At 64.2% G+C, this 3,229-nt stretch carries 4 protein-coding genes; all 4 read left to right on the top strand.

What is annotated here, in order from left to right; all coding sequences use genetic code 11:
* Positions 1-965 (top strand): amidase (locus tag ACXJ7R_RS28310; protein WP_457154708.1); only part of this gene is annotated, 965 nt, incomplete at its 5' end.
* Between the two features lie 2 nt (positions 966-967).
* Positions 968-1,867 carry a LysR family transcriptional regulator gene (locus ACXJ7R_RS28305; protein ID WP_457154707.1) on the top strand — a complete coding sequence of 300 codons (900 nt, stop codon included), beginning with the start codon at positions 968-970 and terminating at the stop codon, positions 1,865-1,867.
* A gap of 112 nt (positions 1,868-1,979) precedes the next feature.
* Complete coding sequence (locus ACXJ7R_RS28300) at positions 1,980-2,648, top strand: DUF1007 family protein (protein WP_457154706.1); 669 nt, start codon at positions 1,980-1,982, stop codon at positions 2,646-2,648.
* Positions 2,645-3,229 (top strand): nickel/cobalt transporter (locus ACXJ7R_RS28295; protein WP_457154705.1); only part of this gene is annotated, 585 nt, incomplete at its 3' end. The genes ACXJ7R_RS28300 and ACXJ7R_RS28295, both read left to right, overlap by 4 nt.

Below are 3,229 nucleotides of genomic sequence, written 5' to 3'. Positions count from 1 at the left end.
GCAAGACCCAGACCGACGAACTTGCCTTCGCGCTGTTCGGTCAGAATGCGCATTTTCCGTTTCCGGTGAACCCGGCAGCGCCCGACCGCGTCACCGGCGGCTCGTCATCGGGGTCGGCTGCGGCTGTGGCAGGCAGGCTGGCCGATATCGCCACCGGCTCCGACACCGGCGGCTCTATCCGCGCGCCGGCGAGCTTTTGCGGGTTGATTGGGCTGCGCACCACGCATGGCCGCATTTCGCTCGACGGCGCGATGAAGCTGGCGCCGAGCTTCGACACGTTCGGCTGGTTCGCCGACGATATCGAGACCTACGAGACAGTGGGCAAGCTGCTGCTGGGCCGCGACCCGCACCAGCAAGCGTTGGAGCGCCCGCTGGCGCTGGATTGGCTGGATAGACTGGTCTCCCGCCCGGCACTTGCCGAATATGCTGGGATGAAGGCGCTGGCGAGCAAGGTTTTCGGCACGCCTGCGACCCCGGCGGCGCCCTTCGCCTCGTCTCCGGATGAACTCTACTGGTGCTTTCGCCGGCTGCAGGCCAGGGAAGCCTGGGCGGTGCATGGCGCATGGATCACCAGTGGCGAGCGCGACCTCGGCCACGGCGTCGATGAACGTTTCGGCTTTGGCCGCGCCGTCGACGACCGAACGGCACAGGCCGAGACGGTGCGCCGGCTGACCTTCAGCGCCGAACTGAGCGCCCTGCTCGGCAAGGACGGCTTCCTTGTCCTGCCGACGGTGCCTGGCCCGGCGCCCTACGTAGACAGCACGCCGGAGCAGTTCCAGGCCTATCGCGAGCAGGCGCTGCGGCTTCTGTGCCTGGCCGGCCTGTCGGGTTTTCCGCAAATCACCTTGCCCATCGGCTCGGTCGCCGGCGCGCCGTTCGGCCTGTCGCTGCTTGGCCCTTCCGGCAGCGACATTGCCCTGATACGGCTCGGCCGGAAACTTCTCGACGCCGCGCGAAAGGCCTGACCATGGACACACTGACCCGCATGCGTGCCTTCATCGATGTGGTCGAGGCCGAGGGCTTTTCGGCGGCGGCGCGCAAGATCGGCCGCTCCAAGGCATTGCTGTCGAAATATGTGCGCGAGCTGGAGGACGAGCTCGGTGCGCTGCTGCTCAACCGCACCACAAGGCAGTTCTCGATGACCGAGGCCGGCCACACCTATTACCGGCGCGCCTCCGAGATCGTGCGCGAGGTCGACAGCCTGGCCGATGCAGTGCGCGAATCCTCCGGCGACGTGCGTGGCCGGATCAAGCTGTCAGCGCCGCGCACCTTCGCCGATGCGCCGATCGGCCAGTCGCTGATCGACTTCGCCAAGCAATATCCCGACATCGTGCTCGACATCCAGCTCGACGACCGTTTCGTCGACCTTGTCGAGGAAGGCTTYGATCTCGCGGTGCGCATCTCGCGGCTGGAGAACTCGTCGCTGATCGCCAGGCGGCTGGCGCCGTTTTCGATAAGGCTGTGCGCCTCTCCCGAACTGATCGCCAAGCACGGCATGCCGACCCGGCCGCAGGATCTCGGCCGCATGCCCTGCATCGTCGACACCAATGGCCGTGGACTGAACAACTGGCCGTTCAAGGGCGAGAATGGCGATCCGGTGAGCGTCGCGGTGTCGGGTCCTATCGAGGTCAACAGCCCGATGACGGCGCGGGCGGCGGCCCTGGCGGGGCTTGGATTTTCCGTCCTGCCGGATTTCATCGCCGCGCCCGATCTCGAAAGCGGGCGGCTGGTGACGGTGCTCGATGACCGCATCCTGTCGGGCGGCGGTATTTTCGCCGTCTATCCGCACCGCCGCTACCTGCCGGCCAAGGTCCGCGTTTTCGTCGACTTTTTGGTGCAGTGGTTCAGGACGCGTGAGGCTGCCTGACCGTTCCAAGCCGCTGCCCGCTTTTGGGCGACACCCACCAGCGGTCCCAATTTCGCCCCCTTTCTGGTAACTCCTCGACATCTCTCCGAGGCCGATGGAATCGCGACCGAGAATGCACCTGAAACGGCACGCAATCATGCTGGCTTCGGCCTTGGCGGCGACCTTTGCCGCCACCGGACCGGCTTATGTGCATCCCCATGTCTTCGCCGAGGCTCGCCTTGACGTGATCCTCTCCCCGGATCACCAAAGTGTGAAGGCGCTGCGCCATCTCTGGCGCTTCGACGATCTGTTTTCCTCGACGGTGATGATGGAGTTCGACAAGAACTCCGACCTGAAGCTCGACGACAAGGAGCTGAAGGAGGTTGCCGACACTGTCCACGCCTCGCTTGCGGAGTTCAACTACTTCCAGCTCGTCACTGTCGACGGCAAGGACGTGGCGATGACGCCGCCGCCGCATCTGATGGCCAATTTCGACAATGACCAGCTGATCATCCTGTTCGAGTCCGAGCCGAAGGAGCCGATCAAGCTCAACGGCAAGATCGACATCGGCGTCTACGATCCGACCTTCTACACGGCGATCGATTTCACCGAGGACCGCAACATCACGGTTGAAGGCCTGCCGTCGAACTGCACCAGCAAGGTTATCCGTCCCGATCCGGACGAGGCGATCGCCGAAAACCAGAAGACCCTGACCGATGCCTTCTTCAACGATCCGACAGGCACCGACATGAGCAAGATCTTCGCCACCAAGCTCGAACTGAACTGTCAGCCAGAAGGATGAAGCCGGTGACGAAACCGTCCCTGCGTTTGGCATTCGGCCTGTTGGCCATCACCTTTGTCATGATGCATTTCGCCAGTTCCGCCCATGCCCAGAGTTCGCTCGGCATCGGCGTCAATGACGGCATGGCGCCCACCACCGGCCCATTCGCCCACATCCTGATGTGGATCAATCTGAGGCAGCAGGAATTTTACCGCGCACTGGCGACGGCGATGAAGGCGATGCGCCAGGACGGCAGCAAGCTGTGGGTGCTTATCGGCCTGTCCTTCGCCTACGGCATTTTCCACGCCGCCGGCCCCGGTCACGGCAAGGCGGTGATCTCGTCCTACATGGTGGCCAATGAAGTGGCGCTGCGGCGCGGCATCCTGTTGTCCTTCGTCTCGGCACTGCTGCAGGGCCTGACCGCGGTCGCAGTGATGGCGGTCGCCTATTTCGTCCTGCGCGGCACCGCCGTCTCGATGACCGATGCGGCCTGGTTCATGGAAATCATGAGCTTTGTTTTCGTCACCCTGTTCGGTGCCTGGCTGCTGTGGCGCAAGCTCGGCCCCTCCGTCCTGCGCCTGTTTGGCAGAGGCCCCGCCTAT

It is taken from the genome of Mesorhizobium sp. P5_C1, assembly GCF_054049815.1.
Note: the sequence above shows the minus strand (reverse complement) of the source record. Positions and strands in the feature narration are given on the sequence as shown.

Coding starts and splice junctions, on each gene's coding strand:
- ACXJ7R_RS28300 (WP_457154706.1), top strand. CDS start 1,980: ATGCACCTGAAACGGCACGCAATCATGCTGGCTTCGGCCTTGGCGGCG.